Source organism: Halorubrum sp. SD690R, assembly GCF_005435035.1.
Taxonomy (GTDB): Archaea; Halobacteriota; Halobacteria; order Halobacteriales; family Haloferacaceae; genus Halorubrum; species Halorubrum ezzemoulense.
In genome coordinates this window covers 1-2,208 of sequence record NZ_SGTV01000077.1, presented here as the reverse complement: position 1 = coordinate 2,208, position 2,208 = coordinate 1, and the positions used below count along the sequence as shown (strand labels likewise).

1 protein-coding gene and 1 pseudogene are annotated in these 2,208 nt (G+C 58.8%); one reads left to right on the top strand and one right to left on the bottom strand.

Annotated features, from left to right (window positions below):
- Window positions 1–321, top strand: a pseudogene (locus EXE41_RS18410) (hypothetical protein); the annotation flags it as partial.
- 156 nt (window positions 322–477) lie between these two features.
- Here EXE41_RS18410 and EXE41_RS18405 read toward each other — a convergent pair.
- Window positions 478–1,710 (bottom strand): PQQ-binding-like beta-propeller repeat protein, encoded by a 1,233-nt coding sequence (locus tag EXE41_RS18405; protein WP_137691768.1) that lies wholly within the window; start codon window positions 1,708–1,710, stop codon window positions 478–480.
- Between the last annotated feature and the right edge of the window lie 498 nt (window positions 1,711–2,208).

Genomic DNA, 2,208 nt, shown 5'->3' with positions numbered 1-2,208 from the left:
ACGCGATTTCTCCAACATGGACTGCGGTGGCCCTTTGGTGACATCGCGTACGCCGATATGATACAGGTGGTTGACCGCTTCAATACACAAGATCAGACTGATCTCGTTGGGGTGTATGATGTCCTTGTTGGTGAAGAGACGTGCGACCCGTTTGACGATAGCGCCGAAGCTGTGGATGCGTTCCAAGCTGGTGACTGGCTTCCACTCTGTAAGCACAATCTGGCCGACATCCAGCGAACCCGGAAGTTAGCTGAACTGGCCGGACAGTTTGTCGCCCAATCGGATTTCAAGATGAAGAATCTACAGCCACCACATCGATGAAGGGTTCACCATAGGAGAGATGGGCCACGAGATGCGGAACGACATACCGGTGGTGAGGACAGCTAGGTATCTAACACACCGTCGAGGGTGTCATAGAACTCTTCTCACACCGTCGACCCACACGGTGATTCGCTCAATACAGTTGAGACACTGAGCTTAGCCGTTCGAATCGACATCGCCGAGTACGGCCAGAGCGCCGATGCTGCTGGTCGCAAAGAATACCGCACCGCCGACGAGGATCGGTGGGATAGTCACGGAGTGAAACGAGTCCAACACGTAGTTCCACTGTACGTCCCCCGTCTCGCGGTCGAAGACGGTGATCGTCTCACGGAGTTCGGTAGAGACGTACTCGGATCCGTCGACCATGGCAATCACCGTGTCGCTCCCGATACAGAACCCCTGGGCGTACACATCGTCGTCGTGTAGCACCCGCGTCGTTTCGGCCGCGAGATCGACCGCGAGTAGCCCCTCGGCGTTCGCCACGAACGCTGTCTCCCCGTCCACGGCCACCGTCGTGCTTTCAGTCCCGTCGATCTCGGCCAAGCCGATTTCTTTGGTCCTCTCCCCCGTTTCGGGGTCGTGGACGCCGAGACTGTTCCCGTCTACGACGAAAACGCCCCGCTCGGTCGCTACCGGATCGGCGCTCGTCGACACCTGCTCCAGTGCTTTCGTCCAGCGGGTTGTTCCGTCCTCGACGTCGAACGCCGCGACGCTGTCCGTGCCGTCGACGGCCCCCACCGCGTAGACGGTGCCGTCGTGGATCGCGGGCGTGACGCGCTGCTGTGTCACCCCAGCCGTCTCCCAATGTGGTTCGCCGTTCTCCGCTCGGAAGGCTTCGAGGCCGTCACGGGATGGAACGACGACGACACCCGACCGTTCGTCGACGGCGAGCAGTTCCGGAGCGTACGTCGGCCTCCCGCCGGTTTCGGACTCTTCGAGCGGCTGTCGCCAGAGAACGTCACCGTTCTGTCGGTCGAGGGCGACGAGCTCCTCGTCGTACGCCACGAGGAAGCGTTCGTCGACGAGCGCCCTTCCATGGTCGCCGTCCCCTTCGAGAAGTGTCCGCCACTGTTCGCTACCATCCTGTGCGTCGAGTGCGATGGCGCTTCCCTCGTTGCTGGGGTCGAAGTTTGTGGTGTAGACGATTCCGTCGGTGATCACCGGATCCCACCGTGTGAAAGTCGCCGACTCCCACGCTAGGTTTCCCCGCGGAGGTGCGGAAACATCCGATACAAACGTGTTCGCGCTGTTTGCCCCGTGTTGTGGCCAAGTCCCGTCAGGGACGGAGGGCAACGGCGTGTCCGGCCTGCCCAACGGAAGGACCGATAGGCACCCCGATAGTGCTGCGGTACCGACACAAGCCGTCGCGAGGAATGTACGCCGGTTCATACGGGCGATTGACGGGTCAGTGACCGAAGTCTCGTACTTTCTGGAGGGCGCATTCCTGTCGTCGTTCGTTTGGGTAGTGTTTAAATACTCATGCTTGATGTGTAAGCGCGTTCTATCAGCTAATTCGGCTATGAATTCACGGAATAAATGTCGTGACAACTCTTCTATGACACCCTAACACCGTCACTAGAAATCGTAGCTGCGTGGTGGCCACTCGCGAACCGTGGTCACATTGCCGTCCTAGAGAAGTACTTTCACTCCGCTCGCCCGAAGTATAAGTTATAGAGCGTGTGATTTTGAGGTGAGGGAGCAAAGCTGAGTCGGTCTCACCGACCGAACCAGCTCTAAAACACTGTCACACGCTCCCTCTCCCCCTGAAAAGAGCTGCCGATCTCGTGAGAATGACCCCCGATAATCCAGAGACGGTCCGTGGCACCTGCTCATTCTGTGGCGATACAGTTACCGGCCGACACGCGATCATCGAGTATGAAACAGATA

Coding starts and splice junctions, on each gene's coding strand:
- EXE41_RS18405 (WP_137691768.1), bottom strand. CDS start 1,710: ATGAACCGGCGTACATTCCTCGCGACGGCTTGTGTCGGTACCGCAGCA.